This window comes from Nannocystis pusilla, from assembly GCF_020073745.1.
In the GTDB taxonomy this organism is placed as follows: domain Bacteria; phylum Myxococcota_A; class Polyangia; order Nannocystales; family Nannocystaceae; genus Nannocystis; species Nannocystis radixulma.
In genome coordinates this window covers 1-26206 of sequence record NZ_JAIRAU010000050.1, presented here as the reverse complement: position 1 = coordinate 26206, position 26206 = coordinate 1, and the positions used below count along the sequence as shown (strand labels likewise).

The following is a 26206-nucleotide window of genomic DNA, read 5'->3' as shown; positions in this document are numbered from 1 at the left end:
CTTCGAGCCTGTCCTTTCGGACATCCGCTCCGCGCGGCCCCCGCGCCGCGATCGTGTTAAACTCGGGCCGCCATGATCGCCGGCCTGTCGCCCACGGCTCTGCTCCTGAACGCCATCCTCGCGGCGCTCGCGGGCTTTCTCCTGGGCAACCTGTGGTACAGGCACCGGCGCGCGCTCGACCGCGACCGGGCCCGCTGGTCGGGCCTCGCCGAGCGCCGCGGCTGGCACCTCGTCGAGCGCGGCGGTGGTTTCGCCGTCATCGGCAACGCCGACCAGGTCGCCTTCCACCTCAGCCAGGGCGCCCTGGCGCACGGCGACCTCGGCGTGTTCCTCGAGGCCCGCATCGATCGCAGCCCGTGGGTCGTGATCGAGGTGTTCGCCCTCAGCTCGCCGATCGCCTACACCGCCCGCCGCCCGGGCGACCGCGTGCGCACCGGCGACGACGCCTTCGACGCCCGCTTCGCCACCTACGCCTCGCCGCCGCGCCGGGCCGCCGCGCTGTGCGACGCGCCGCTGCGGGCCGCGCTCGAGGGCCTGCCGCGCCCCTATCTGATGGTCCAAAACGGCATCGTCGTGCTGATCTGGCCGTGGGACAAGCTCCCCACCGACGTCCAGCTCGACGCCGCGCTCGACGTCCTGCGGGCTCTGGCCGCCCACGCGGCCCCGGCCACGAGCTGAGCCCGGGGACATGTCCGCGAGGGCATGTCCTGATCCGCATGTCCTCTCGGACATGGTTGCTCGACCATGTCCCTGGGACTCCCCGCGGGGCGCTCAGAACGGCTGCTCGGCGCTCAGCATCAGCCGCTGCGACAGCACGTACAGCTCGCTGTCGCGGGTGACGAGGCGGGGCGAGCGGGCGATGACCTCGTCGAGCGGCGTGACGATCGCCTGCGGGCCGCGGCAGCCGACCATGACGTCGCCGGTCACGGGGTCCTGGTTCTCGAGGCCGCCGAGCTGGGCCACGTCGGCGGCGCCGGAGCCGAGCAGGCCGGCGAGCGTGTTGTCGAGCGCGGTCGGGCTGCCGCCGCGGGCGATGTGGCCGACCGAGTTGATGCGGACCTCCATCGGGTGGCCGAGGTGCGACTCGATGGCCGGGTCGGACTCGAGCTTGCGCTTGAGGCCCTCGCACCAGTCCTCGCCGGCGCGGCGGCGCACGCCCTCGGCGACGACGATGATGAAGTAGCGGTAGTCGCGGCGGACGCCGGCGTCGAGCGAGCGGACGATGCGGTCGTGGTCCCAGGTCTCCTCGACCTCGGGGATGGCGACCACCGCGGCGCCGCCGGCGATGGCCGACTGCAGCGCCAGCCAGCCCGACGTGTTGCCCATGACCTCGAGGATGATCGCCCGCCGGTGCGACTCGATCGTGTCGCGCAGCTTGCGGATGGCGTCGACGACGTTGTTGAGCGCGGTGTCGTAGCCGATCGAGTACTCGGTGCCGTGGAGGTCGTTGTCGATGGTGCCGGGGATGCCGATGACGCGGAACGGCCGGCGCGGGAAGTGCTGGCGGAACGCCTCGCCGATGATGCGCGCGCCGCAGAACGAGCCGTCGCCGCCGATCACGATGAGGTTGTCGACCCGCATCTGGTAGAGGTTGATCGCCGCCACCTTGAGGAAGTCGTCGCGGGCCGCCACGCGCTCGGCGTAGCTCGGGTGGCTCTCGCCCGGCAGCAGCAGCTCCGGCACGCGGCCGGTGCCGATGAACGTGCCGCCGCGGTGAATGATGTCGCGGACCGCCCGGCGATCGACGTTGCGATCGGACGACGAGTCGAGCCGGCGCGCCAGGCCGCGGAAGCCGTCGCGGAAGAACACGATCTCGCAGTCCGGGTCGCGCATCTTGAGGCAGCGAAAGGCCGCGCGAACGGCCGCGTTCATCCCGGGGGCGTCGCCCCCGCTCGTCAGAATTCCGATGCTCATGACTGCTCGTGGCTGTCCGCGACGCGGAGGCCGGAGTATACCGAAGCGGTGAGCGTCGCCCAGCGTGCCCTCGCCGTGGCTCTCGCCCTCGCGGCGTGCCGTCCCGCCTACACCGTCCAGACGCCCGCGTCTGCGCCCGTCTGCTCCGACCCGGCCGGACCCGCCGAGGCCGCTGCGCCCGCCCCGCCCGCGGGCACGAGCGAAGACGTCGCGGCCTACCTGGCCGCGCATTACACCAAGCGCGAGGTGCGAATTCCGATGCGCGACGGGGTCCACCTCCACACGGCGATCTACACCCCCAAGGACACCTCGAAGACCTACCCGATCCTGCTCAAGCGCACGCCCTACAGCTGCAACCCCTACGGCGAGGACAAGTTCCCGAGCCGGATCGGCCCGAGCCCGATCTTCCTGCGCGCCGGCTACATCTTCGTCGATCAGGACGTCCGCGGCGCGTTCATGTCCGAGGGCGAGTTCGTCAACATGACTCCGCACCTGGCCCAAAAGTCAGGTCCGAACGACGTCGACCAGAGCACCGACACCTACGACACGATCGACTGGCTGGTCGCCAACACCCCCGGCAACAACGGCAAGGTCGGCCTCTACGGCATCTCCTACCCCGGCTTCTACGCGGCCGCGGGCATGATCGACGCCCACCCGGCGCTGGCCGCCGTCAGCCCGCAGGCGCCGATCGCCGACTGGTGGTACGACGACTTCCACCACCACGGCGCGTTCTTCCTGCCGCACACGTTCAACTTCTTCGCCGCGTTCGGCAAGCCGCGCCCGCAGCCGACCCGCGAGTGGAACCGCCGCTTCGACCACGGCACCGGCGACGGCTACCAGTTCTTCCTCGACATCGGCCCGCTCAAGCACCTGCAGGAGCGCCACCTCCACGGCGAGATCGCGTTCTGGAACGAGATGCTCGAGCACCCGAACCGCGACGAGTTCTGGCAGAAGCGCGACCTGCTGCCGCACCTGCGCAAGGTCGCCCCGGCGGTCATGGTCGTCGGCGGCCTGTTCGACGCCGAGGACCTGTACGGCCCGCTCAGCATCTACCGCACCGTCGAGCGCGAGAACCCGGGCGTGTTCAACATCCTCGTCATGGGCCCGTGGGGCCACGGCGGCTGGTCGCGCACCGAGGGCGACCGCCTCGGCGACATCGCCTTCGGCGCCAAGACCTCGCTCGAGTACCAGCAGCGGCTCGAGCTGCCGTTCTTCGAGCACTTCCTCAAGGGCGTCGGCGCCCCGCCGAGCGGCGAGGCCCACCTGTTCGACACGGGAGCGCACGCGTGGCAGGCCTTCCCGGCCTGGCCGCCACCGGCTGGCACGAAGGACATGTACCTTGGGGAAGGTCAGGTACTGTCGTCGGATGTCCCCAAGGCCAGGTCCGGCTTCGACGCGTTCGAGAGCGATCCGGCGCGCCCGGTCCCCTTCACCCAGGAGATCGCGGCCGGGATGCCGAAGGAGTACATGACCGAGGACCAGCGGTTCGCCGCCCGCCGGCCCGACGTGCTGGTCTACGAGACGCCGCCGCTGGCGGAGGACCTCACGGTCGCCGGCCCGGTCGAGGCCGAGCTGTGGGTCTCGACCACCGGCACCGACGCCGACTGGATCGTCAAGCTCATCGACGTGCTCCCGCCGGCCACCGGCGCGGGCAAGGGCGAGCGCGACGAGGTCAAGTACGACAAGCTCGGCGGCTACCAGATGCTGGTCCGCAGCGAGGTGGTCCGCGGCCGCTTCCGCGACAGCGCCGACAAGCCGGCCCCGTTCGTGCCCGGCAAGGTCACCCGCGTGCGCGTGCCGCTGCTCGACGTGCTGCACACGTTCAAGAAGGGCCACCGCCTGATGATCCAGGTCCAGAGCACGTGGTTCCCGCTGGTCGACCGCAACCCCCAGACCTTCGTGCCCAACATCTTCAAGGCCGAAGCCAGGGATTTTACAAAGGCCACGCACAAGGTGCACCGCGCGGCGGCCCACGCGAGCCGCGTCCGCCTGCCGGTGCTCGGGGCGGCCGCAGCGAATTAGCGGGCGCACGGCCTTTCGCATGTCCTGTGCGACATGCCCTCCAGGACATGCCCTCCAGGACATTTCCTTCAAAACATGTCGTTTCGCGCAGGCTCGGTCACGCCCGCTTCTTGAGCACGAAGCTGGTCTGGCACCACTCGGGCTGCGGCGAGGCCAGCGGGGCCGCGACCCGCGGCTTGCTGTTGCGCGCGACCGTCTTGGTCTTCAGGTCCATGAAGCAGGTCGTGACCGTGATGCCGCCGGCGTCGGCGGGGGCGAGGCGGAGGAACGCGATCGTGTTGTTGATCTCGGTGCCGAAGTGGAACGCACGCAGGTCGGGCGGGCCGACCGGGCCGCCCGGGTACGCCAGCGGGAACGTCAGCACGCCCTTGTCCTGCACGTCGAACGCGCCGGCGGCGATCGACTCGATGGTCGGGATCATGCACGCGGGCGAGCTGACGAGCTCCCACACCTTGCGGTCCTTGGCGGCGTCGATCTCGAGCAGGCGGCTGTGGTGCACGTCGCCCGAGAGCACCAGCACGTCGTACGGCGCGTTCGTCAGGGCCCGCCAGATCCGCGAGTACTCGCCGGCGAAGTCGGGCGGCTGGTAGTCCATCCAGTTGCCGCGATCGAGCCACAGCGGCTGGCCGAACACCGCGATCCCCGGCGCCTGCAGGTTGGCCGCCCAGCGCTCGAACGCCACCAGCTCGGCCTCGCTGGTCATGCGCGGGTCGGCGGTCTTCATGATCGTGCGACCGGCCCGCAGGTCGAGGGCGAAGCACGACACCGGCGGGATGTCGAAGCGGTACGACAGCCCGGAGCGGGCCGCCGGCGGCGGGTTCAGCACCGCCTGGAACAGCTTGAGCGCGCCGACGCCGGCCTCGGCGTAGGCGTAGCGATCCCTGGCGTTGGTGCGCGCGAGGTGCACCTGCCACTCGGGGAAGTTGTTCCACAGCTCGTGGTCGTCCCACAGGCAGAACGTCGGCAGGTACGACAGCACCTCGGCGTAGCCGCTGCGCCAGTAGTACTGCAGGTAGCGCCCGATCGTCTCCTCGGCCCCGCTGCGCGCCTGGCCCGGCGCCGCGCCGACGTCGACGTAGATGTTGTCGCCGACCAGCAGCTTGGCCGCCAGCGGCCCGTAGCTCGGGGCCGACTGCAGCAGCTGCAAGTAGTCCTTGTGGCGGCCGAACGCCTCGTAGTAGCAGCTCGCCAGCGCGAGCGTGATGCCCCCCTTCGGCAACCGGGCCGGGAACGTCTTGACGTGCACCGGTCGCCCGGCGCCGGCCCGCAGCTGGTAATCGGCGCCGGCCCGCAGGCCCTCGGCCTCGCAGACCCACAGCGACAGCCCGGCCTTGCGCACGTGTTGATCGATGCGCGAGTCGCCGGCCGCGTGGGCGCGGATCTTCAGCGCCGGTGCGGGTCCGCCCTGCAGCGCCTCGATCGTCACGGGCGGCGCGGTCTCGCCGTCGGTGATCACGAGCGCGCGCAGACGATCGGTGCTGACGGCGCCTGGGATGATGCGGACCGGCACGGAGGGCTCGTCAATTCACGGTAACGCAGCCGTCGCCCCCGCTCAACCGCGGACTTGCCTGCGGCGGCGACGTCGTGGCAGGCACAGGGCCGTGCCGGCGATCGTCCGCGATGGTCAACGCGTGGCGTTCGACGACCTCGGCCGCAGCGGGGCCCGCGTCGTCGTCCTCGCGCACAACTTGCTCGCCCACCGCGGCAGCTTCGCGGCCGTCGCCACCAGGCTCGCAGGCCGCGCCCGCGTGGTGAACGTCGACCTGCGCGGCCACGGCGACAGCCGCGGCACGCCGCGCGCGTTCTCGACCGCCGATCTGGCCGCCGACCTCGCTGCCGTGCTCGACGGCATCGCCGCCCGCGACGCCGTCGTCGTCGGCACCTCGCTCGGCGCCGCCGCGGCCGTCGAGCTGGCGCGCACCCGCCCCGAGCAGGTCGGCGCGCTGGTGCTGATCGCCGCCAACCCGTACGAAGCGAGCGCGCGCGACCGCCTGACCTTCGGCGCGCTCGCCACGATCCTGCGCACGCTCGGCCCCGGGCCGGTGCTCGCCGGCGTCCTCGCCGGCCTGCACGCGCCCGACGCCGCCGCCGAGGTGCGCGGCGCGACGACGGCCCACCTGCGCGCGATGGACCGCCGCGACATGGCCCGCGCCGTCCGGGCCTGGGTCGCGCGCCCGGCCCTGCTCGACGGCCTCGCCGGCCTCCGCGTGCCCGCGCGCGTGGTCGTCGGCGGCGCCGACTCGCCGGCGCTCGCGGCCGCCGGGCGCGTCCTGGCCGACCGCCTCGGTGTCGAGCTGCGCACGGTCGCCGGCGCGGGTCACACGGTCCAGGCCGAGCGCCCGGCCGAGGTAGCGGCGATCGTCGAGGACCTGCTCGTCGAGCCAGGTCCTTGAGGACATGTCCTCTCTGACATTTTTATAAGGACATGCTCCGAAGAGCATGTCCTTGCGACCATCAGAGACGCGCAGGCCTGTGTCTCCCGCCGCCGGATCAGGCCGCGTCCTTCGATCCGTCGACGGCCCCGCGCCGCGTCAGGCCGCCCGGGCCAGGCGCTGGATCAGCGCGCGCCGCTCGGCGCTGACCGAGGGCCGGCGGAGGAACTTGACCATGTCGTCGAGGCCGGCCAGCGTCAGCTGGAACATCGGGAACACCCGCGCGATCTCGGCGATCGTGCCCGAGCGCCACAGGCCCGGCTGCTCGGGGTTGAGCCACACCGAGCGGGGGAAGCGGTCGGCGAGCCGGGCCAGCCACGTCAGGCCCGAGGGGCCGCGGTTCGACTCCCACCAGTCGCCGCTCGTCATCGTCAGCTCGCCCGGGTGCATGTACGCGTCGCCGACCAGGATGACCGTCCACTTGTGGTCGAGCTCGCGCAGCAGGTTGCTCGTCTGCACCGGCTTGCGGAACTGGGCGTCCTCGTAGACGCGGCCGTACACGCAGTTGTGGAAGTAGTACGAGCGCAGCTCCTTGAAGCGGGCGCCCTGATGGGCCGCGCTGAACAGGCGCGACACCAGGTGCGCGTGCGGGTCCATGCTGCCGCCGACGTCGAGCAGCAGCAGCGCGCGCACCTGACTGTGGCGCTCGGGCGTCATCACGACCTCTATGTCGCCGCAGTTGCGGGCGGTGGCGTCGATGGTCTCGTCGAGGTCGAGCTCGAGCTTGCCGTCCTCGCGCGACAGGCGACGCAGGCGGCGCAGCGCCGCGGCGATCTGGCGCGTGTCGAGCACGACGTCCTTGCGGAACTCCTGGAACCGCCGCGCGTCGGCGACCGCCAACGCCGAGCGCCCGCCGCCCTGCCCGCCCACGCGGATCCCGGCCGGGTTCTGCCCGCCCTGACCGAACGGCGAGGTGCCGCCGGTGCCGACCCACGTGTTGCCGCCGTCGTGGCGCTCCTTCTGCCGCTTGAGGCGGTCGAGCAGCTCCTGGCGCAGCGTCTCGAGGTCGAGGGCCTTGAGCGCGGCGCGGGTCGCCTCGTCGAGCTCGGCCAGCGCCTTCGGGTCCTGCAGCCACGCCTCGACCCCGGCCAGCAGCCCGCGGACGTCGGCCTCGACGCCGCGGAAGACCTGGCCGAACACGCGGTCGAACTCGTCGTAGTGGACCTCGGACGAGACCAGCAGGCAGCGCGCGACCTGGTAGAAGCCGTCGAGCGAGTTCTGATGCAGGCCGCGCGACAAGGCGTCGACGAGCGCCAGCCAGTTGTGGGTGCTGACCGGCACGCCGCGCGAGCGCAGCGCGTAGAAGAACTCGAGGAACAGCGCCCCGCCGGGTGATTCGTATGGCGTTGCGAACATGTCCTTACGAACCTGTCCTCGCCTTCAGGCGGCGGCCGACGTTGTCGATGTCCTGCTCCTTCTTGAGCAGGGTGCCGAGGAAGGGGATCTTGGCCCCCAGCAGCTTCGCGGGGTCGATCCCCGACAGGCGCAGCGCCGACAGCCAGTCGATGAGCTCGCTCGTGCTCGGCGGCTTGCGCAGACCCTCGACCGCGCGCAGGGTGTAGAACGCCTCGAGCGCGCCGGCGAGCAGCTTGTCCTCGACGTCGGGGTGGTGCACGCGGACGATCCGCGCCATGAGCGCCTTGTCGGGGAACTCGATCCAGTGGAACACGCAGCGCCGCAAGAAGGCGTCCGGCATCTCCTTCTCGTTGTTGCTGGTGATGATCACGATCGGCCGCTGGCGCGCCGCGACGGTCGCGCCGGTCTCGGGGATCGTGAACTCCATCGCGTCGAGCTCATGGAGCAGGTCGTTCGGAAACTCGAGGTCGGCCTTGTCGATCTCGTCGATGAGGACCACGACCCTCCGATCGCTGGCGAACGCGCGGCCGAGGGGCCCCATGCTGATGTAGCGCGAGATGTCGCGCACGTCGCCGTCGCCGAACCGCGAGTCGTGCAGGCGGCGGACGGCGTCGTACTGGTACAGTCCATCGACCGCTTTCGTCGTGGATTTGACATGCCAGCGCTCCAGTGGACACTCGAAAAAATTGGCGATGTCTCGCGCCAGGAGCGTCTTCCCTGTGCCGGGCTCGCCCTTGACGAGCAGCGGCCGGCCGAGCGCGACGGCCACGTCGACCGCACGCGACAGCTCGGGGGAGACGATGTACTCGGAAGTCCCTGAGAAGCTCTGCACTGCCGAAGAGCTTGGCACAACCAGCCCCCCGATCATGTCCGCCCCCCGCGTACGAACCTCACGCCCCTGGCTCGCCGCCCTCGCCGGGCTCGCGCTGCCGATCGGTCCCACGGCCGCCCTGGTCATGTTCGGACCGAGCTGCGACGAGGAGGCGGACGACGAGGCGATCGCCGCGGTCGCCCGTCCGGACGTCCGCGAGGCCGCGCACGTCGCCGCAGACGACGAGGCCGGCGAGGCCGAACCCGGCGACGCCGACCCGCCGCCGGCCGCCACACCCGACGAACCCCGGCCGGCCGCGGCGGCGCCCGAGGTCGTGGTGACCCCGCCGCTCCCGCTCGGCATCCGCGCCGCCGCGCGGACGATCATCACCTACGCCGCGCCGCGCTACGGCAGCGAGATGCGCGGGCGCATCGACAGCGGCCGCACGTTCGCCATCTACGAGCTGGTCCAAGGGCCAGATTGCCCCGGCGAGGGCTGGGCCCGGGTCGACCACGACGACTACGCCTGCCTCAAGAACGCGGTCGCGGACGACCGGCCGCCGGCGCTGCAGCCGCTGATCCCCGAGGGCCTGGTGGTCCCGTTCATCTACGCCAAGCCCAAGGCCGATCGCCGCGGCAACCTGCTCGCCGAAGTCCCGCGCTACAAGAGCAAGTTCGCGCTCACCTCGGGCGCCGAGCCGCTCGAGATCCTGGCCGCCAATCATCAGTACGCGTTCGTCGAGGAGCTCCAGATCCCCGGGCACGGCAAGGTGATGCTCGACGCCGACGAGCAGGTCGTCCCGCTCGACGGCCTGAAGTTCGAGAAGCCGAGCGAGTTCTTCGGCCGCGAGCTGGCGGTCGCGCCGGTCCGCGAGGGCCTGGCGCCGGCCTGGGCGACCTCACGCGAGGCGCTGCTGCGCCGCCAGCCGAGCCTCAAGGCCAAGCTCGAGGGCCAGCTCGAGTACCACCAGGCGCTCGACGTGAAGCCCGAGCAGCTGCGCGGCGGCGGCGCCCGCTGGTTCGAGATCCCCGATCACTTCGGCGCCGGCGAGCCGGCCTACGTCGAGTCCGACAAGCTGCGGCTGTGGACGCCCGGGCTCCCGCTCGACGACATCCCCGAGGGCGAGCTGTGGGTCGACGTCGACGTCGGCAGCCAGACGCTGGCGATCATGCGCGGGCAGCAGCCGGTGTTCGTCACCCTGGTCTCGAGCGGCACCGGCCACAAGCCCAACACCGCCACGCCGCGCGGGATCTACCGGATCCGCAACAAGCTCGCCTACGGGCCGATGCGCAACCGGCCCGAGGACGCCGAGGACTCGCCCTACCACGTCGAGGCGGTCCCGTGGGTGCAGTACTTCTATCGCCGCTTCGCCCTGCACGCCTCCTACTGGCACGACGGCTTCGGCCACCGCAAGAGCCACGGCTGCGTCAACCTCTCGCCCCGCGACGCCCGCTACGTGTTCGAGCGCACCGGCCCCGAGCTGCCGCCCGGCTGGATGACGACCTACGCCCACGGCGACCGCCCCGGCAGCGTGGTGCGCGTGCGCAAGGGCCTGGAGCCCTCGCCCGACCGCCGCGCCGAGTCGGAGCCCGCCGGCGACGACGACGAGCTGATCGCCCGCGCCGATTCGCCGGGTGCCTGAACGGACAGGCCCCAGGGGACAGGGCGCGAAGGACAGGTTTCTCGGAGCATGTCGCAAGGGACAGGCGGTATTTGCGGCGGGAGCCGTGCCTCCGCGGTGTCGCTGCACCGGCACAATTGAACATGCCCCCAGAACCCTGTCCTTGACGACAGGGCGCTGCGGGCATGTCCCGGGCGACAGCGGCCCGGCCGGCCTCACTTCGGCGGGGGCGGCAGATCGCCGAGGCCCTCGCGCGGCGGCTTGCTCGGCTTGAGGGTCTTCTTCGGCTCTTCCTTGGGCTCGGGCTCGGGCTTGGGCGTGGTCTTCTTCGGCGTCGTCGTCTTCTTCGGCGTCGTCTTGGCCGGCTCGGGCGTCGGCGTGGTCGCGGGCGGCGTCGTCGCGGGCGGCGTCGTCGCGGGCGTCGTCCCGGCGGCGGGCGGCGTCTCGGTGGCGGGCGGCGTCCCGGCGGCGGGCGGCGTCCCGGCGGCGGTTGGCGTCCCGGCGGCGGGCGGCGTCCCGGCGGCAGGATCGACCGCCCCGGCGACCGGCGGGGTCCCGGCGGTCGCGGCGGGCGGCGGCGTCTCGGCCGGCGCGGCGTTGACGGTCTCCTCGGTCGCGTTCCCGCGGAGGAACGCCGCATAGGCAGCGCCGCCGCCGAGGACGATCACGCCGACCAGCACGATCAGCCACGAGGGCATGCCTGGGCTGAGGTTGCTCGCCATGCGCTCGGGCCGCTCGCGCGACAGGTCGGGCATGCTGTCGAGGCTGCCGACGAAGGTGCGGCCACCGGCCTCGGGCTTGGCGTGGGCGCCGGTGAACTCGAACACGGTGCGCGAGCCGCCGGTCTGCAGCTCGTCCATGCGCCCGCCCCCCGGCGGGGCCGGCACCGGGCCCGACTGCGGGGGGTGGTGGTGCGGCTGCTGCGGCATCGGCTGCTGCGGCACCTGTCCCTGGGGATAGGCGCCCATCGGCGCCTGTCCCTGGGGATAGGCGCCCGGCGGGTACTGCCCCGGCGGGTACTGCCCCGGCGGGTACTGCCCTGGCGGCTGGGCGGCCATCGGCACCTGTCCCTGGGGATAGGCGCCCGGCGGCTGGCCCGCCGGCGGGTACGGCTGCTGCCCCGGCATCGGCGCCGCGCCCGGGTGGGGCTGGGAGGACCCGGGGAGCTGCACTGCCACGCCGAGCTGCGCGGGCACGTACTGCGGCTGGGCGGGGTTCTGCGAGCTGCCCAGCGGTACAGTGGAGGACGGCGGGTGCTGATTCACAGGCGGAGGACTCCTTGGGCCCGAGCGAGTGTGCCACGCGGGCGCTCTCTGAGCGAGGAATCCGCGTCCGGGGCGGACGCGCCAAGGCGCGCGCGACTTTTGCTAGGCTCGCCCGCGATGCGTGAGTCAGGCGGACGTTTCATCGCCATCGAGGGGATCGACGGCAGCGGCACCACGCTGCAGACGCGCGCGCTGGCGCATTGGCTCCGGCAGCGCGGGCACGACGTGCTCGAGACCCGCGAGCCCAGCGGCCTCCCGATCGGGCGGCTGATCCGCGAGCGCCTGCACGTCGACGCCACGCCGATCGATCCGGCGGCCCTGGCCCTGTTGTTCGCGGCCGACCGGCTCGAGCACATCGCGCACGAGATCGATCCGGCCCGCCGGCGCGGCAGCGTGGTCGTGTCGGATCGCTACCTCCTGTCGTCGCTGGCCTACCAGTCCCTCGACTGCGACCTCGACTGGGTGCGGACGATCAACCACGCGGCCCCGGCGCCCGATTTCTACGTGTTCCTGCGCGTGCCGGCCGAGGTGGCCTTCGATCGCGTGCAGCGCCGGGCCGCCGAGGGCGCCGCGGTGCACGAGCGGTTCGACGCGCTCGACCTGCAGCGCCGCGTCGCCCGCCTCTACGACGTCGCCCGCGAGCGCGAGGACCTCGGGGAGATCGTCGTCCTCGACGGCACCCTGCCTCCGGACCAGGTCACCGCGCAGATCGGCGAGGTCTGCGCCCAGCGCGGCCTGTAGCCCGCCCCCCGGAGACACCCGGCGCCCCGGCCGGCCGGACCCGTTGCGCGGCGCCACGCCCGCGGACTACCATGCCGCCGATGATCGACTACGCCGTGCTGTGCAGAGCCATCGAGGACTGGAAGGCGGGCAACGCCCCCAACATCCCCGCGCCGAGCCGACCCGATCCCGTCGCCGCCGAGAGCGTGGTCGACAGCTACGACGCCGTCGATGAGGCGGCCGAGGACGTCGTCGAGAGCGACGTCGACGACGCCGGCGACGTCGACGCCGGCGACGAGGGCGAGGGCGAGGGCGAGGTCGAGGTCGCCGAGCAGCAGCAGGACCGCACCATCGTCTACCAGCTGCCCGACATCGAAGAGGGCGAGGAAGAGGAGCAGGCCTAGTGCGCCTGGCACGGTGAACATGTTCGAAGGGGCAGGTCCCTTCGAGCATGTTCGAAGGGACCTGTGACGAGGGGCCTGTCCGCGAGGACAGGCCCTTTCGCGCGCCCGGCGAGCCCCCTGCCCTCGCCCAGGTCCACGGAGCCGGGGACGCGATCTCTCGCGCGAGCAGAGCGGAACGGCCGCACCGACGCCGTGGCGATGGCTCTGCGCCCCCCCACGACGCCTGAAAACGAAGAGCGCCGGGCAGCGGCTGCCCGGCGCTCCTCCTGCGCGCGCAGCGACGGATCAGCTGCTCGTCAGCGCGAGCACGGCGACCGCGGCGATCACCAGCACGACGATGACGATGATGAGCACCTTCGAGCCGCCGCCGGCGCCCTCGACCGCCTCGGCGGTGGCGAACACCGACTCGGGCGGAGTGGTCGGCGGGGCCGGCTCCGGCTTCTTGACCGGCTCGGGCTGCGCCTGCTTGGCCGGGGGCGTGAGGCCGCCGAAGTCGAAGCTCGAGTTGCCGGCGAAGCTGGGCAGATCGGGCGGCGGCTGCGAGGCGGCCGGCTCGGCGGGGGCCGGCGGCTCGGGCTCGGCGCCGCGGAAGCGCGAGCCGAACGACGTCATCTCCTCTGTCCCGGAGGACAGATCGGCAGCCGGCTCGCCGGCGCGGACGCGGGCCTGCGGGGCCTCGGCGCTCGGCGCGAAGGCGACGACGGTGCCCGCGTCGGTGGTGACCTCGCCGCCGTAGAACTCGGGGTCGGTGGCCTCCGGCTCGGGCTTCGTCTCGTCCTTGCCCTGCAGCTCGGCCTCCATGAACATGGTCCAGCCGCGCGAGCTCGGCGTGCCGCCGGCCGGCGGCTCCGGTGTCTTCTCGGGCGCAGGCGCGGGCGCGGGCGCAGGAGCCGCTGCCGCCGGCGGAGGCACGCCGGGCAACGAATCGTTGAGCTCCTCGAGCATCGTCCAGCCGCGCGTCGTCGGGCTCGCCGGCGCGGGGGCCTGGGCGGCCGCGGGCGTGGTGACGGCCAGCGCCGCCGCGTCGGCCTCCGACGGCTCGTCCATGATCATCGTCCAGCCGCGCGTGCTCGGCTTGACCTCGCCGGTGGCGGCCGCCGGAGCGGCCGCAGCGGCCGGTTGCGCCGGCGCAGGCGCGGGTGCGGCGACCACGGGCGTGGGCGCCGGAGCGGCGACCGGGGCGCCGGCCACCGGGAGCGCGCCGCCCATCGGCACGCCGGGAGCGCCAGCGCCGCCGGACTCGCCGTCGGTGGCCTCCATGAACATGGTCCAGCCGCGCGTGCGCGGCTTGGTGCCGGTCGCAGCGCCGCCGGACGCGCTGGGCGCGGCCGCCGGGGGCGCGGACAGGTTCGGCGCGGCCACCGAGGGCGGCGCCACCGAGGGCGGCGCGAACGTCGGCGCCGCGCCGGGCGCGCCGAGGGTCGGAGGCTTGCCGATCGTCGGCGGCCCCAGCAGCGGGGGCGCGCCGATCTTGGGCCCGACGGCCGGCGGGGTGGCGATCGCCGGCTTGGGGGCGACGGCCGGCGCGGTCGGCGCGGCCGGTACAGCGACGGGTTCGGGGGTGGGAGCAGCCGCCGGCCCGCCGGGGGCCGCGCGATCCGGGTTGGGCGCGTCGGGGTCTTGCATAAGGTCGTCCGTGTCGCGGTGCTCGCGTTCGTCGCGCAGGAAGTCGCGGACGATGTCGCCAAGATCGCCGAGGAACTTGGACAGCGCCGGCCGCGCCTTGGGATCCTTCGCCAGGCCCGCGAACAGCGGCGCCGGCATCGAGCTCTCCGCCGGGAGGCTGGCGGCGTGCTGCAGCAACGCGGTGCCGGTGTCCTCGGTCGTGAACAGCGACTCGCCCTTGAGCAGGCGATACGTCAGCGCCGCGAGGTTGTACACCAGCGTGCGCTCGTCGATGTTCTTGCCCTCGACCTGCTCCGGCGCGATGCAGTCGAGGGCGCCGAAGCTGACGCCCCCCTGCGGGTCGCCGACCGCGAAGTTGAACAGGCGCACGTCCTGGCCGCTGCGCAGGATCGAGTCGGCGCCGAGGTTGCGATGCACCACGCCGACCTTCTGCGCGGCCGTCAGCGCGGTCGCGACGTCATGGACGATCTGGACGACCTCGGCCGGATCGAAGGTCCCGCGGGCCGACAGCGGCTCCCCGACCAGGCGCTCGTGCACCTCGTAGATACCGCCCTGCGGCATCTTTCCGGTGTCGAACACCCGCACGATCTGGGGCGACTGGACCTTCTCGAGCTGACGCAGCTCTCGTAGGCTGCGCTCGAGCGCCACCGGGGAGACGAAGCACCCGGGCGCATACACGGTGACCTCCACCCGACCGCCGCTGAGGTCCGTCGCCTCGTAGCTCACGCTGCCGCCGCGCTCCCGCACCACCGCACCGAGGGTGTATGTCCCGTCGATCACTGTTCCCGGTGAGAGAGTTGGCGCGCCGGTCGTCGCTGTCGTCATGGGTTCTCCAGCAGGGGGGGAAGTCGCGCTCCGAGACTATGCGCTGCTAGGTAGTTGATCAAGCGCACAGCGGGCCCGGCGCCCGGCGCTTCTGCGACCGATGCCGGGTCGCAGAGGCGACCTTCGCATGGTTTCCCTCGCGACGAAAACCGCGAGGCCGTGCGACCCCGCCCCATGACCCCATGAGACCGACGCGGTCGCGGATCCGCCCGCGCGATCGAGGAGATCGAGGAGCAGCGCCGCGGGCCGCGACGTCCAGGGAACTCGAGCGGCGGCGCCACCGCGGCGATCTCGCACGCGCGCGGGGACGGGCCGGAAGGTCGAAGCGTGCTCAGGGCTTGGCCGGCGCGGCGCTCTTGGGGGCCGGCTTGCCGGGCTCGCCGAGGGCCGCGAAGAGCTCGACGGCGGACAGGGTGCTGTGCTTGCCGAGCTTCATCTTGCGAGCGTGGCCAGCGTTCTTGTTTCGACGAGCGCGCTTGCGCTTGGTGACTACGGTGAAGGAAGCCATCGCGGAGGTCCTGTTTGCGGGAGGCGGAGGGATAACCGGGCTTATCGGGCTTGTCAACCGCGCACACCGGGGCCCGCGCCGGCGACCGGCCCCTGCCCGCCCGGTCCGCCGTCACTCGGCGCGTGAGAACACCCGCTCGACCGCCAGCACGCCGGTGATGTCGCGCAGCGTCGCCATCAACGACGACAGCTGCTTGAGGCTGCGGACGGTGGTCTGGAAGGTGTTGATGGCGCGCCGGCCGCTGTCGTACGCGCGGCAATTGGCCTGCTTGATGTTGATGCCGTGGTGCGAGAAGGCCCGGCTCATCTCGGCCAAAAGGCCCACGGTGTCGGTGGTTCGGACCTCGAGCGTGACCGGCCCGTCGATCTCCAGGCCCGACTCCCAGGCGAGGTGGAGGCGGCGCTCGGCGATCCGGCCGAGCGCCTCGGGACAGCCCTCGACGTGGGCCGCGATGCCCTTGCCGGGCACGAAGTAGCCGATCAGCGGATCGCCCGGCAGCGGCGAGCAGCACGCCGCCAGCTGGATCATCGGCGCCCCCGAGCTGCCGGCCTCGATGCGCTCGCGCGTGACCAGCAGCGGCGAACCCGGCGCGCCTTGCCCCGGGGCCAGGCGACCGAAGCCCGGCAGCTTCGGCCCCGGCTTCTTGCCCGACATGCGCCGCAGCACCCGCTTGAACAGGTTGTCGTCCTCGTCGAGGACCGGCGCCAGCGCGTCGGCCACCACCGCGGGCGCCACCTGCCCGGCCCCGAGCGCCTCGTACAGGCCGTCCTCGCTGCGCAGATCCTTGGGCAGATCGATCTCGGCGATCCGGCTCGCCATCGCCCCCTGGGCCTCGAATTCGGCGAGCTTGCGCCCGCGCCCCGCCAGCTCCGAGTCGAGCAGGCTGCGGCCCAGCGCGCGCAGGCGGCCGCGCTCCTGCTGCCGCAAGTACTGCTTGATCCGCGCCTGCGCGCGCGAGGTCTGGCACATCTTGAGCCACTCCTTGCGCACCGCCGGGTTCGGCGTGGTGATGATCTCGATCGTGTCGCCCTGCCGCAGCTGGTAGCGGAGCGGCACCATGTGGCCGTTGATCCGCGCGGCCGAGCAGTGGTTGCCGAGGTCGGTGTGGATGGCGAACGCGAAGTCGATCGGCGTGGCCCCGCGCGGGAACGTGTGGATGTCGCCCTGCGGGGTGAACACGAACACCTCGTCGGCGAACAGGTCGGCCTTGACCGCGGCGATGAACTCGTGCGGGTCGGACACCTCGCCCTGCCAGTCCATCAGGCTCTTGAGCCAGGTCAGGTTCTGCCAGCCCTTCGCGCCGGCGCGGTCGCGGCGCCACTCGGAGACGATGCCCTTCTCGGCGACGTCGTCCATGCCCTCGCTGCGGATCTGCAGCGTCAGCCGCACCCCGTGGGCCATCACCGCCGTGTGCAGCGCCTGGTAATGGTTCTGCCGCGGCAGCGCGATGTAGTCGCGGAACCGGCCCGGCACCGGCGTGAAGCGGCCGTGGACCACCCCGAGCGCCGCGTAGCAGCCGGCGCGATCGCGGGTGATGATGTGGAACGTCACCAGGTCGGAGACCTGATCGACGCCCTCGTCTTGCTCTTCGGACAGCCGGTAGACCTGGTACGGCCGGCGCACGCTGGCCCGCACGCTGGCCCGCCCGAACAGGTGCTCGGGCCACTCGACGCGCTCGTCCTCCGGCTGGTCGCTCGGGGCCGGCGCGTTGCCCCCGGCCGGCGGCAGGAACGCCGCCTGCAGCTCGGCCAGGCCGCGGGCCAGGAACTCCGGCGCGCCGGCGAACAGCCCGTCGATCTTGCTCTGCACCCCGTCGTAGATCGCGGGCTCGAGGTAACGAAAGGACAGGTCCTGCAGCTCCGTGCGGATCCACTGAATCCCGAGCCGGTTGGCCAGCGGCGCGTAGATCTCCATCGTCTCGCGGGCGATCCGCTGGCGCTTGTCGCCGGGCATGTGCTCGAGCGTGCGCATGTTGTCGAGCCGGTCGGCGAGCTTGACCAGCAGCACGCGGATGTCCTGGCTCATCGCCAGGAGCATCTTGCGGAAGCTCTCCGCCTGCTGCTCCTGGCGCGACAGGTACGGCACCTTGCCGAGCTTGGTGACGCCGTCGACGATGCCCGCGATCTCGCCGCCGAACTGCTCCGTCAGGTCGAACACCGAGAGGTCGCTGTCCTCGACCGCGTCGTGCAGCAGCGCCGCGATCACGCTGCTGGTGTCGAGGCCGAGGCGGGCGATCGTCTCCGCGACGCGCAGCGGGTGGGTCAGGTACGGCTCGCCGCTCTTGCGCACCTGGCCGGCGTGGCAGCGCTCCGCCAGCGCGAACGCCTTCTCGACCTGGCTCGTGTCGCCGACGCCGTGGTCGCGCAGCTCGGCCAGCAGGGTGGCGGCGCTCGGCTCGGCCGGCCGTTCACAGGCGACGTCGGTCACGCGCCCTCCTTGCCGCGGGCGATGCTCAGCACCTGTTGCCCCGACAGCACCGCCTCGGCGGCGCCGCGCTGGCGCGCGCAGCGTTGCGTCTCGGCGATGTAGATCGCCCGCAGCGCCGCGTACGCGCGGTCGAGGTCGTCGTTGACGATCACGTAGTCGTACTCGCCGTAGTGACTGAGCTCGTCGCGGGCGACCCGGAGGCGGCGCTCGATGACCTCGGGCGCGTCGGTGTTGCGCGCCTCGAGCCGGCGCTGCAGCTCGCCGAGCGACGGCGGCAGGATGAACACCAGCACCACGTCGTGCGGGAAGGCGCGCCGCAGCTGGCGGCCGCCCTGGAAGTCGATGTCGAACAGCAGGTCGGTGCCGCTCGCCAGCGCGTCGCGGACCAGCGCCGCCGAGGTGCCGTAGTTGTTGCCGTGGACCAGCGCGTACTCGGCGAACTCGTCGCGCGCGACCATCGCCGTGAAGTCGTCGCGGTCGACGAAGAAGTACTCGCGCCCGTGGACCTCGCCGGGGCGCGGCGGCCGCGTGGTGTACGACACGCTGAACCGGATCTGCGGGAACTCCTCCCTCAGGCGCCGGCAGAGGGTCGTCTTCCCGGCTCCAGAAGGACTTGAAACAACAAGCAGCAAGCCTTTGTAATCACTCGACATTCTGTACCTGCTCACGGATGCGTTCCACATCTCCCTTGGCGGCGATGACGAGCGCGGAGCCGGCGTGGCTCGTGATCTTGCTACCGATCGTGGTCAGCTCGCGGAACAGCTCTTGCGCCAGAAAATCCAGGACCTTGCCCTGCCCGACCTGGGCCGGGGCGTCGAGCGTGGCGCGGAGCTGGCCGAGGTGGCTGTCGATCCGCGCGAGCTCCTCTTCAATGTCCCCGCGCTGGACCAGCGCGGCAACCTCCTGGGCGACCCGCTCCGGCGCCGGCGGACTCACGCCGGCCTTCTCACACAGCGCGCTCACCCGCTCGCGCAGGCGCGTCAACAGGCGCTCGGACTCGCCGGCGCGCGCCGACTGCAGCGCCGCCGCGTGGCCTTGCAGCGCGCCCGCGAGCTCGCGCAGCGCCGCCTCGAGGGCCGCGCCCTCCTGCTCGCGCATGGAACACAGGGCGTCGAGCGCGAGGTCGACGAGCCCGTCGAGCTCGGCCGGCGCGCTGGTCGGGGCCTCGCCCGCGCCGACGCTGCGGGCCGCGAGCAGACGCAGCACGTCGAGCGCGGTGAACGGCGCCAGCGCCCCGCTGCCGAGGTGCTGCGCGTGGACCTCGATCTGCCGCGCCTGAGTCAGGACCTCGGCGACCCGCTCGAGCTCCGCGGGTCCGAGCGCCGCGGCCCCGAGCGCCGCTTGCAGGTGCACGTAGACATCGACGCGGCCGCGTCGCAGCCGCGCCTCGATCTTGCGTCGCAGCGCGTGTTCGGCCGCCGCGCCGAACGGCTGGCGGATCTTCACCTCGAGGAAGCGCTGGTTGACGGAGCGGAGCTCGACCCCGAGCCGCATCGGTTGTCCGGCGATCTCGGTGACACAGCTCGTCGCGCCGAACCCTGTCATGCTGCGAAGCGGCACCTCTGCTCACTATCGCCTCCGCGGCCCCCGCCGCAAGTTGTGGGAGCGCCGGGGCGGCGCCCACCGACGCGTCGGTGTGCCGCGGATCGCCGACAGGCCCGCGCAGGGGGCTACCGCGGGGGGCGCCCGAGCGCCTATGCTCCTGCCGGCGCATGGTCCGAGCTCGCGAGATCCCCCCGTGGGCCCTGCTGTCCCTCCTCGTCGGGGGCCTCGCGCTCCCGGCTCGCGCCGCCGGTCCGAATGCGTCGCCGGATCCGGGCGGCCCTGCGGAGGGCCCCGTCGTGACGTCCGCGGCCCCCGCCGCCCCGGCGCCTGCTCCGTCGCGTCCGCCGTATCCGCGGCTCAGCGAGCGCGATCCGGTGCGGCGATGGGCGCTCGGCATCGAGGGCGTCGGCATGCAGATCCCGCCGTTGCGCCCGCGGGTCGTCGATCTCGACCCGCGCTACCTCGGCAACTCGGTCGCGGCCGGCGGCGTCGGCGCGCTCGGGCGCGTCCGCGTTCGTCCGCCGATCGCCCTCGAGATCGCCGTGCGCTCCGGCTCCGTGCGCTACCGCAGCGAGAACGACCTCATCTCGCAGGATCTCGTGCTCGCCGAGTTCGGCGCCCTGCTCTTCCTCGCCCGCGGCGACATCGGCCACTTCGCCCTCGACGCCGGCGTCGGCGGCCTCGCGCACGCCATCCGCTACGAGCTGGAGGGCGGGCGGACGGGCGCCCAGATCGTCGGCGCGTTCACCGTCCGGGTCGGCGCCGACCTCGAGCTGCTGCTCGGCCGGATCGCCCTGACCTTCTCGCTGCGCGGCTACGGCGTCATCACCGACCTCGCGCGCACCCGCGCCACCGGCCCGCTGTTCGCCGGCGAGAGCGCCGCGCTGCGCCAGGCCCCGCTGCCGCGCCACCAGACCCACCTGCTCGGGTCAGCTGGTCTTTTGTACAGGTTCTAAACGACATTCACCGGCGGACATGCCCCATCGAGCATGTCGCAAAGGCCATCAACGCGCGGTCTGCTCGGCCTCGCGCTCGAAGCGGGCGAACATCTTCTCGATCCCGCGGTAGCGCGGGCCGGCCTCGTCGTCGTGCTGGGCGGCGCCGGCGTTCGGGGCGGTCGGGAACAGGAGGTGAAGGAACAGGATCCAGGTCGCCATTTGCTTGCGCTCCTCGTGTTGACCCGCTAGTAGCAGCGTGTCGCACCCGCCTCAACAATTCGGCAATTCGGCGTGAAACGGATGCAGGAGCGCGAATTGGCCGGCAATTCGCGGTCCCGACGCGCCCCTCGAGATCCGCGTCCGCGGATCTCGAGTCACGCCGCGAGCGTGGCGCTCACGGCTCGCGGATCCACGAGTCGTCCTGGCGACCGGGCATGAAGCCGAGGCGGTCGAGGCGCGGCAGGTCGTCGACGAACACCACCCCCGTCAGCGTGCGCGCCAGCAGCGTCACCGCCAGCGGCGCGTGCAGCACGATCGCCGGCCGCAGCTCCGCGAGCCGCGTGGCGATCGCCTGCTTCGCGCGGTCGCGGTCCGCACGCGTGAGCGCCGAGCGGTAGGTGTCGATCGCCGCGTCGAGCGTCTGGTCGGCCACCCCGGTCAGGTTGTGCGCGCCGCGGCTGTGGAACCACGGGTACAGGTCGACGTCGCTGCCCGACGCCAGGCGGGCCAGGGCCACGCTGAACTTGCCGGTGCGCAGCAGGTTCGCCTGTACATAAGGCCAGCTCGCCGTCACGCTCGGCGCCTGCACCCCGAGCAGCTTCCACGCCCCCCGCAGCGCGCGGGCGACCCCCGTCGCCAGGCCCGGGCTCGCGTCCCACGTCAGCGGCAGGCGCAGCAACGCCCCCTGGCGCCGCCGCACGCCGCGCTCGTGGACCCACCCGAGCTCGTTCAGGAGCGCGTCCGCGGCCGCGCGGCCGCTCGCATCGGCCGTCACCGAGGGCGGCGCCGCCAGCGGTCCGAGCCCCGCCTCGGCGTCGCGGCCCTCGGCGAGCGCCACCAGGTCGATCGGCGCCGGCGCGTGCAGGTCGACCGGCGCCGTCACCGGCAGCCCCGACAGGCCGTAGACCTGCAGCGCCAGCTCGCCGCGCGGCGCCGCCAGCTCGAGCGCCGCCCGCATGCGCGGCCCCGACTGCGGGCCTTCCCGCAGGTTAAAGAGGAGCAGATCGAAGCGCGCCGGGCTGACCAGGTACGCCGAGAAGCGGGCCGCCATCGCCGGCTTCGAGAGCTCCTTCGGCACGTGGATCGGCGCGACCTCGGCGAGCACGTGGACCTCCGCGCGGCGCAGGGCCGTCAGCGCCGCCGCCCCGTCGTCGATCGCGCGCAGCACCACGCGCCCGGCCAGCCCCGGCGCCTTGCTCGTGCGCTCGAGCATCAGGTGGACGTCGTCGCCGGCGACGAAGCGGAACGGCCCCGAGCCGATCGGATGGTCGGGCCGGGCCACCCGCCCGCGCGGCACGATCTTGATCGCCGCGATCTTCTCGAGCGCGAGTGGGTCGTCGTGCTCGAACACCAGCCGCAGCCACCGACTCGAGCTGTCCTTCGGGCCATTCGGCGGTCCGTCCGCCGGCATCACCGCGCGCAGCCCGTCGAGCCCGTGGCGCTGGCGGAGCCCTTGCCCGCGCGTGCCCAACCACTGGCCGACGCTGAGGAGCGCGTCCTCGCGCGTCACCGGCGAGCCGTCGTGGAACTGCGCGCCCTCACGCAGGCGGCACACCACGCCACGGCTCGCGGGGTCGCGATCGACCTCGCAGCGGTCGGCGAGCGCCATCTCGACCCAGGGGGCCCGGTCCCCCTGGCGTCGGACCAGGCCCTCGAACAGCAAGTCGTCGACCACGCGCTGGCCCCACGGATCGAGCTCCGAGAACGGGTCCAGGCTCGCCGGCAGGCGGCGCACCGCGACCACCACCGTATCCTCCGCGGACGGCGAGATCACCGGGGTTTGCGGGCGGACTTCGCTCGGACCCTCGGCGGGCACGACCTCTGCCGGCGCGCTGCCGCAGGCGCACGCGAGCGCGAGGGACGCTCCGGCCAGCGATCGCCGGATCGCCGGCCCGACCGGCCCTCGTGGTCTCCGGCGGGGGACCGGGAGAAGGGCCGCCAGTCGCGCCCGGGCGTCGCTCCGCGTCTGCACCCCCATCGTCTACCAAACGGCCCGAGCACTTGAAACTACGCGCGTGCGCGTGATACAGCCAGATCGTCGGTCTTCCCCCGCGGGAAGGCTCGGAGGACGACGCTCCCGATGATGCGCTCTGCTTCTACGCTCCTGATCACGACCGCACTCTGCATGGCTCCATGGGGCTGCGGAGGCGAGCCGGCCCCCAAGGTCAAGAAGTCCCAGGAGGACGAGGGACCATCGGCGGCGGACAACGTCAAGTTCGAACTCCCCCCGCCGCCCGACTTCGATGAAGGCAAAGTTGCGGAGAAGTGGGAGGACGGCGCCTGGTCGATCTACGGCCTTCGGAAGGACCTCGAGGAGAACGTCAAGGTCGGCGACGCCGGCCAGGAGATCGAGCTCAAGGGCTTCGTCCAGGACATCTACGAGCCGCCGGTGTGTCCCGCGGGCGAGAAGTGCCCGGTCGGCAAGCAGCCGCACATCTGGATCACGGACAAGGCCGACGAGAAGGGCAAGAAGCGGGCGATGATGGTCGTCGGCTACCGCTTCACGATCCCCGACTACGACGCCAAGCGGTGGGAGAAGGTCCCCGACGTCGTGTTCGAGAAGGGCAAGCAGTACACCTTCAAGGGCAAGTTCAAGCGCTTCTCGGATCAAGGCTTCGCCGACGCCCGCGGTCTGCTCGACTTCACCTATTACAAGGCGATCGACCCGACCACCGGCACCGAGGGCTGGATCGCGCCGAAGGCGGCCGCCTGGCACCCGATCGAGCTGCTGCGGGTCGAGGAGGAGCAGCGCAAGCTGGTCGAGAAGGTCAACAAGGGCGCGAAGAAGGGCAAGTGAGGCTCGCCATGCACAAGATCTTCCTGTCCTCGATCTTCACCTTCGGCCTCGCCTTCGCTCTCGGCGCCTGCACCGCGCCCGAGGTCGAGTCGTGCGAGAACTTCAAGGAGACCCGCGACGCCTGCGAGGGGATGAACGGCAACGAAGAGGAGCCGGCCAACTACGACCTCTGCAACAACGTCGACCCCGAGTGCAAGGAGTTCTACGACTGCGCCGCGCAGCAGGAGTGCAAGGAGATCGGCGGCGTGTTCCGCCTCGACTACTCCAAGGTCTGCACGATGCCCGAGGACAAGGAGTGCACCGACGCCGACCTCCGCCCCTGAGCGGACCCGGACGCCCTGCACCCCTCGCACAGGCCGCGAAGGCGCCCACCCGGCGCCTCCGCGGCCTTCGCCGTTTCAGTCCTCGAGGACATGCCTGATCGGACATGTCTCCGTCGCAAGGCGCTGCCCGCCTGCGACCTGTGAGCAGCGATCCACCTGCTCGCGGCCGCCGAGCTCTCACGCTCGCGCCGCGGTGACATCGCGGGCAGCTCGATCGCTCCCGCGCCGGCCCTCGTGGCCCGGTCGCCGTGTCGCACGCCCTCGTCGCCGTGACATCGCGGCAGCTCGATCGCTCCCGCGCCGCCTCGGCCCTCGTGGCCCGGTCGTCGTCTCCGACGCCCTCGTCGCGGAGCACATCCCGGCCGTTCGGCGAGCGCCGCGGCGCTCGCCCATCACGGCGACTCATCCGGCGCCGCGGGCGGCCCGCCTGCGTAGAACCAGTCTTGCCCGCGCAGGCGGACCCATCCTGGCGCCCCGTCGCTCGTCGGCCCGACCTCGACCGTGATCGCCGCCGCGCCCGGGCGCTGGATCTTCGCCACCACCGGCTCGCCGCGGGGCTCGCCGCGCGTCAGCTTCGCCGAGCGGAACGCCTCCCAGCCAGGTACCCCGGCCAGCAGCTCCGGATCGCCGGATCCCGACCACACGCTGTCCTCGACCGCGTCGCGCACCAGCGTCGCCGTACGTGTCCCCAAGGACAGCTCCACCCGCCGCGCCTGCCCGAGCCAGAACCGCAGCGGATCGTTGTAGAGCAGGTCGTCGGCCAGCGCGCCGCAGGTCGACGGCGGCAGCACGGCCGCGCGCGGCTGGCCCGGCACGTGGCCGACGCAGTCCGCGTGCAGCTCGAGCGCCGCCGCCTCGCTGCCGGTCCGCTCGGCGCGGATCGTCCGCAGCGGCGCCGTCACCGGGCGATCCGTCCACGCCTCCGCGCGCGCCGACTGCAGCGCCGCGAGCATCGCTTCGAGTCGGACCTCGTCGAGGGCCGCCGCTCCGTCCGGGTGGACCGGCGCGTCCAGGCGCCACACCCCGAGGTCGAGGCGCACGCTCTGGCGCACCCCGTCGCTCCCGCGGCCCGGCAGGATCTCGAGCTCGCGCACTTCACCTGACCCGAAGGACAGCAGCTTGCGCTCGCCGAACGTCTCGCGGGAAAACGCCAGCGCCAGCGGCTCGCGGCGCGTCACTACCAGCGGCGGCGCCTCGTCGCGCCGGCACGCCAGCGGCGCCCCCTCGGCCGGCCCGCAGCGCAGGCGCAGGTGCTGGCTGCTGTCCGTCTCCACCGTCAGGTCGACCTCCGGCCGGAACCCCGTGAGCGGCTGCGGCGGCACCTCGACCGGCGCCTGCTGCAGCGTCGTCCACCAGCGGAACACCTCCGGCTCCGCCACCTCGTGCAGCGCCCCGTCCTCCTCGACCACCCAGCCGCCGCCGAGCCGCCGCAGCCGCCGCCGCGCCGGCGCCTCCTGTTGCACCGCCAGCACGCGCCCGTACGCGTAGGGCGCCAGCTGCGGCTCCACCAGCCCGCCGTCGGGGTCGTCGATCGGCCACGGCGCGTCGATGTCCGCGTCCACGCACCCGCGCGCCCCCGCCCCGCGGTCGGCCACCCGGCGCTCCGGCTCGCCCGGGCACGGCCCTCCGAGCCGGACCTCCCAGCGCCTGCCCGATCGGTCCTGTACATCGAGCCATGGCGCAACGGACAGCTGGGCCGCCTCCGCCGGCGCCGGCTCGAACTCCGCCGCCACCACCCGATCCAGCCGCAGCGCCACCGCCGGCTCGGACAGCAGGTGCGGCGACGCCCCGCTCACCACCCGCCACAGCCCGTCGGCCCCGCGCGCCAGCTCGAGCGGACCGAGCCGCACCGCCGCCGCCTCGCTCGCCTCGATCGGCAGCAGCCGCCGCGACACCCACGCCGAGGTCGGCTGATTCAGCGCCGCTGCCAGCTCCGGCTCGACCACCCACGCCCCTGCGCCGGCGATGACGCCGAGGACTCCGACCCCGTCGCTCGCGTCGCCGTGCAGCGTCACCGCCGCGCGTCGGCCCTCGACCTCGACCGCGATCTCCCCGCGCACCGGCCCCAGCGGGCTGTCCTCGGCCACCGCGCGCAGCGTCGTCGCCATCCGCAGCGAGCTCCACAGCCCTGTCAGCGCCTCCGCGTCCGCCGGCCCGAGCGGCTGCTCGCCCGCGAACACCGCGTGGAACCCGTTGTCCGCCGGCGCGAGCGTCACCGCCGCCCGCCCGGCCGGCGCCAGGGTGATCGTCGCCCGCCCCTGCTCCGCCTCGGACAGCCCGGGGAACACGCGCCGGGCCGCCGACTGTGCGCTGTAGATCATCGGCGCCGCCGGCCCGCCCGCCCACGGATCGAAGCGCACCAGCGCCGCGCTGGCGATCGCCGCCGCGGCCAGCCCCAGCGTCAGCGCCCGCGGCCGCCACGAGGCTGCGCGAGAGAGCATGTCCTTCACGGC

22 protein-coding genes are annotated in these 26206 nt (G+C 72.8%); 9 read left to right on the top strand and 13 right to left on the bottom strand.

Annotation, left to right across the window (positions count from 1 at the left end):
• Window positions 1–72 precede the first annotated feature (72 nt).
• Window positions 73–678: a hypothetical protein gene (locus tag K7C98_RS36630; protein WP_224196527.1), complete on the top strand. Its 606-nt coding sequence runs from the start codon at window positions 73–75 to the stop codon at window positions 676–678.
• 93 nt (window positions 679–771) lie between these two features.
• On the opposite strand, the gene K7C98_RS36625 is transcribed toward K7C98_RS36630, so the two are convergent.
• The gene (locus K7C98_RS36625; RefSeq protein ID WP_224196526.1) at window positions 772–1914 is read right to left on the bottom strand and encodes an ATP-dependent 6-phosphofructokinase; all 1143 of its coding nucleotides are present in this window, start codon (window positions 1912–1914) and stop codon (window positions 772–774) included.
• Between the two features lie 48 nt (window positions 1915–1962).
• Here K7C98_RS36625 and K7C98_RS36620 point away from each other — a divergent pair, with 48 nt between their 5' ends.
• Window positions 1963–3936 carry a CocE/NonD family hydrolase gene (locus K7C98_RS36620; RefSeq protein ID WP_224196525.1) on the top strand — a complete coding sequence of 658 codons (1974 nt, stop codon included), beginning with the start codon at window positions 1963–1965 and terminating at the stop codon, window positions 3934–3936.
• 97 nt (window positions 3937–4033) lie between these two features.
• On the opposite strand, the gene K7C98_RS36615 is transcribed toward K7C98_RS36620, so the two are convergent.
• Window positions 4034–5446 carry a hypothetical protein gene (locus tag K7C98_RS36615; RefSeq protein ID WP_224196524.1) on the bottom strand — a complete coding sequence of 471 codons (1413 nt, stop codon included), beginning with the start codon at window positions 5444–5446 and terminating at the stop codon, window positions 4034–4036.
• A gap of 121 nt (window positions 5447–5567) precedes the next feature.
• Between K7C98_RS36615 and K7C98_RS36610 the strand changes: the two genes are divergently transcribed.
• Window positions 5568–6329: an alpha/beta fold hydrolase gene (locus tag K7C98_RS36610; RefSeq protein WP_224196523.1), complete on the top strand. Its 762-nt coding sequence runs from the start codon at window positions 5568–5570 to the stop codon at window positions 6327–6329.
• 138 nt (window positions 6330–6467) lie between these two features.
• Here the strand turns inward: K7C98_RS36610 and K7C98_RS36605 are convergent, their stop codons facing one another.
• Both K7C98_RS36605 and K7C98_RS36600 read right to left on the bottom strand, forming a co-directional pair.
• Window positions 6468–7724 carry a vWA domain-containing protein gene (locus K7C98_RS36605; RefSeq protein WP_224196522.1) on the bottom strand — a complete coding sequence of 419 codons (1257 nt, stop codon included), beginning with the start codon at window positions 7722–7724 and terminating at the stop codon, window positions 6468–6470.
• Window positions 7725–7728: 4 nt separating this feature from the next.
• Window positions 7729–8592, bottom strand: coding sequence for an AAA family ATPase (locus K7C98_RS36600; RefSeq protein WP_263430167.1), 864 nt, complete (start codon window positions 8590–8592; stop codon window positions 7729–7731).
• Between K7C98_RS36600 and K7C98_RS36595 the strand changes: the two genes are divergently transcribed.
• A complete protein-coding gene (locus K7C98_RS36595) occupies window positions 8591–10177 on the top strand; it encodes a L,D-transpeptidase (RefSeq protein WP_224196520.1) in 1587 nt (528 codons plus the stop codon). The genes K7C98_RS36600 and K7C98_RS36595 overlap by 2 nt on opposite strands.
• A 194-nt stretch (window positions 10178–10371) precedes the next feature.
• Here the strand turns inward: K7C98_RS36595 and K7C98_RS36590 are convergent, their stop codons facing one another.
• On the bottom strand, window positions 10372–11421 hold the full coding sequence (locus K7C98_RS36590; protein ID WP_224196519.1) for a hypothetical protein: 1050 nt from the start codon (window positions 11419–11421) through the stop codon (window positions 10372–10374).
• A 117-nt stretch (window positions 11422–11538) separates the two neighbouring features.
• Between K7C98_RS36590 and tmk the strand changes: the two genes are divergently transcribed.
• The gene (gene tmk / locus K7C98_RS36585; protein WP_224196518.1) at window positions 11539–12162 is read left to right on the top strand and encodes a dTMP kinase; all 624 of its coding nucleotides are present in this window, start codon (window positions 11539–11541) and stop codon (window positions 12160–12162) included.
• Window positions 12163–12242: 80 nt separating this feature from the next.
• Window positions 12243–12545 carry a hypothetical protein gene (locus K7C98_RS36580; RefSeq protein WP_224196517.1) on the top strand — a complete coding sequence of 101 codons (303 nt, stop codon included), beginning with the start codon at window positions 12243–12245 and terminating at the stop codon, window positions 12543–12545.
• A 285-nt stretch (window positions 12546–12830) separates the two neighbouring features.
• On the opposite strand, the gene K7C98_RS36575 is transcribed toward K7C98_RS36580, so the two are convergent.
• From K7C98_RS36575 to K7C98_RS36555, 5 genes are all read right to left on the bottom strand, one after another.
• The gene (locus K7C98_RS36575; RefSeq protein WP_224196516.1) at window positions 12831–14951 is read right to left on the bottom strand and encodes a serine/threonine protein kinase; all 2121 of its coding nucleotides are present in this window, start codon (window positions 14949–14951) and stop codon (window positions 12831–12833) included.
• A 376-nt stretch (window positions 14952–15327) separates the two neighbouring features.
• A complete protein-coding gene (locus K7C98_RS36570; RefSeq protein WP_224196515.1) occupies window positions 15328–15504 on the bottom strand; it encodes a hypothetical protein in 177 nt (58 codons plus the stop codon).
• Window positions 15505–15615: 111 nt separating this feature from the next.
• Window positions 15616–17931: a RelA/SpoT family protein gene (locus K7C98_RS36565; protein WP_224196514.1), complete on the bottom strand. Its 2316-nt coding sequence runs from the start codon at window positions 17929–17931 to the stop codon at window positions 15616–15618.
• Window positions 17928–18584: a guanylate kinase gene (gene gmk, locus K7C98_RS36560; protein WP_224196513.1), complete on the bottom strand. Its 657-nt coding sequence runs from the start codon at window positions 18582–18584 to the stop codon at window positions 17928–17930. The genes K7C98_RS36565 and gmk overlap by 4 nt, the downstream gene beginning before the upstream one ends.
• The gene (locus K7C98_RS36555) at window positions 18574–19476 is read right to left on the bottom strand and encodes a YicC family protein (RefSeq protein WP_224196512.1); all 903 of its coding nucleotides are present in this window, start codon (window positions 19474–19476) and stop codon (window positions 18574–18576) included. The genes gmk and K7C98_RS36555 overlap by 11 nt, the downstream gene beginning before the upstream one ends.
• Window positions 19477–19643: 167 nt before the next feature.
• Between K7C98_RS36555 and K7C98_RS36550 the strand changes: the two genes are divergently transcribed.
• A complete protein-coding gene (locus K7C98_RS36550; RefSeq protein ID WP_224196511.1) occupies window positions 19644–20432 on the top strand; it encodes a hypothetical protein in 789 nt (262 codons plus the stop codon).
• A gap of 48 nt (window positions 20433–20480) precedes the next feature.
• Here K7C98_RS36550 and K7C98_RS36545 read toward each other — a convergent pair whose 3' ends face one another.
• The gene (locus tag K7C98_RS36545) at window positions 20481–20633 is read right to left on the bottom strand and encodes a hypothetical protein (RefSeq protein ID WP_224196510.1); all 153 of its coding nucleotides are present in this window, start codon (window positions 20631–20633) and stop codon (window positions 20481–20483) included.
• 175 nt (window positions 20634–20808) lie between these two features.
• The gene (locus tag K7C98_RS36540; RefSeq protein WP_224196509.1) at window positions 20809–22407 is read right to left on the bottom strand and encodes an ABC transporter substrate-binding protein; all 1599 of its coding nucleotides are present in this window, start codon (window positions 22405–22407) and stop codon (window positions 20809–20811) included.
• Between the two features lie 351 nt (window positions 22408–22758).
• On the opposite strand from K7C98_RS36540, the gene K7C98_RS36535 reads away from it, so the two are divergent.
• Window positions 22759–23430, top strand: coding sequence for a hypothetical protein (locus K7C98_RS36535; RefSeq protein WP_224196508.1), 672 nt, complete (start codon window positions 22759–22761; stop codon window positions 23428–23430).
• An 8-nt stretch (window positions 23431–23438) separates the two neighbouring features.
• A complete protein-coding gene (locus tag K7C98_RS36530; RefSeq protein ID WP_224196507.1) occupies window positions 23439–23753 on the top strand; it encodes a hypothetical protein in 315 nt (104 codons plus the stop codon).
• 392 nt (window positions 23754–24145) lie between these two features.
• Here the strand turns inward: K7C98_RS36530 and K7C98_RS36525 are convergent.
• Window positions 24146–26206 (bottom strand): hypothetical protein (locus K7C98_RS36525; protein WP_224196506.1); only part of this gene is annotated, 2061 nt, incomplete at its 5' end.

Bases quoted from the DNA above. Each gene is read 5' to 3' on its own strand.
- K7C98_RS36535 (WP_224196508.1), top strand. From the start codon at position 22,759: ATGGCTCCATGGGGCTGCGGAGGCGAGCCGGCCCCCAAGGTCAAGAAG.
- K7C98_RS36545 (WP_224196510.1), bottom strand. From the start codon at position 20,633: ATGGCGACCTGGATCCTGTTCCTTCACCTCCTGTTCCCGACCGCCCCG.
- K7C98_RS36580 (WP_224196517.1), top strand. From the start codon at position 12,243: ATGATCGACTACGCCGTGCTGTGCAGAGCCATCGAGGACTGGAAGGCG.
- K7C98_RS36605 (WP_224196522.1), bottom strand. From the start codon at position 7,724: ATGTTCGCAACGCCATACGAATCACCCGGCGGGGCGCTGTTCCTCGAG.
- K7C98_RS36625 (WP_224196526.1), bottom strand. From the start codon at position 1,914: ATGAGCATCGGAATTCTGACGAGCGGGGGCGACGCCCCCGGGATGAAC.
- gmk (WP_224196513.1), bottom strand. From the start codon at position 18,584: ATGTCGAGTGATTACAAAGGCTTGCTGCTTGTTGTTTCAAGTCCTTCT.
- K7C98_RS36630 (WP_224196527.1), top strand. From the start codon at position 73: ATGATCGCCGGCCTGTCGCCCACGGCTCTGCTCCTGAACGCCATCCTC.
- K7C98_RS36570 (WP_224196515.1), bottom strand. From the start codon at position 15,504: ATGGCTTCCTTCACCGTAGTCACCAAGCGCAAGCGCGCTCGTCGAAAC.
- K7C98_RS36530 (WP_224196507.1), top strand. From the start codon at position 23,439: ATGCACAAGATCTTCCTGTCCTCGATCTTCACCTTCGGCCTCGCCTTC.
- tmk (WP_224196518.1), top strand. From the start codon at position 11,539: ATGCGTGAGTCAGGCGGACGTTTCATCGCCATCGAGGGGATCGACGGC.
- K7C98_RS36600 (WP_263430167.1), bottom strand. From the start codon at position 8,592: ATGATCGGGGGGCTGGTTGTGCCAAGCTCTTCGGCAGTGCAGAGCTTC.
- K7C98_RS36555 (WP_224196512.1), bottom strand. From the start codon at position 19,476: ATGACAGGGTTCGGCGCGACGAGCTGTGTCACCGAGATCGCCGGACAA.
- K7C98_RS36595 (WP_224196520.1), top strand. From the start codon at position 8,591: ATGTCCGCCCCCCGCGTACGAACCTCACGCCCCTGGCTCGCCGCCCTC.
- K7C98_RS36550 (WP_224196511.1), top strand. From the start codon at position 19,644: ATGGTCCGAGCTCGCGAGATCCCCCCGTGGGCCCTGCTGTCCCTCCTC.